This is a genomic window from Bacillus sp. LR--39 (genome assembly GCF_053613335.1).
Genome location: NZ_JBSIOT010001204.1, coordinates 1 through 602, shown reverse-complemented (window position 1 = coordinate 602; position 602 = coordinate 1). Strand labels below are relative to the sequence as shown.

Annotated in this window: 2 protein-coding genes; both read right to left on the bottom strand. The window is 47.8% G+C overall.

Going from position 1 to position 602, the window contains the following annotated elements; all coding sequences use genetic code 11:
- On the bottom strand, positions 1–393 hold a 393-nt coding region (locus ACWHAR_RS29440), incomplete at its 3' end, for a toprim domain-containing protein (RefSeq protein WP_452088738.1).
- A 73-nt stretch (positions 394–466) separates the two neighbouring features.
- Positions 467–602, bottom strand: a 136-nt coding sequence (locus ACWHAR_RS29435) for an Lrp/AsnC ligand binding domain-containing protein (RefSeq protein ID WP_452088737.1), incomplete at its 5' end; no start/stop codon positions are given.

Sequence of the window (602 nt, the reverse complement as noted above, 5' to 3'; positions counted from 1 at the left end):
CCACAGACGCTTCAATGGCTTCGTGACCTTTGCTTTTTCGATGATCCAGCGGGCGACGAGCTCGCCTTCCCGGCCGGCATCGGTTGCAATGACGATGTCTTTGACATCTTTTCTGATCAGCTGCGATTTTACCGCCTGAAACTGTTTTCCGGTCTTTTTGATCACGACGAGCTTTAAAGGCTCAGGGATGATCGGCAGGTCTTCAAGCCGCCAAGACTGGTATTCCTTTCCGTATCCTTCAGGGTCCGCCAATGTGACCAGATGGCCGAGCGCCCATGTCACGATATAGCGGTCGCCTTCAAGATATCCGTTTCCTTTTTTATGACACTTCAGCACGCGGGCCAAGTCACGGCCGACTGAAGGTTTTTCTGCTAAAACAACTGTTTTAGACACGTCCATCATCACATCACTTTCTTGTTCATGCATCCTTATATTATAACAGATGATACAGATGCATCTCTAATGTTCACGATTCCTTTGTTTCAATTTCCGAAAAAATCACGTGTGTCACGGTTTGGGCATATGGAGACGTTTCATTGATAAACGCTTCGATCTTCGCCAGGCTCTCTGCATTGATTTTCAGCATATAGCAGGCAGCTCCC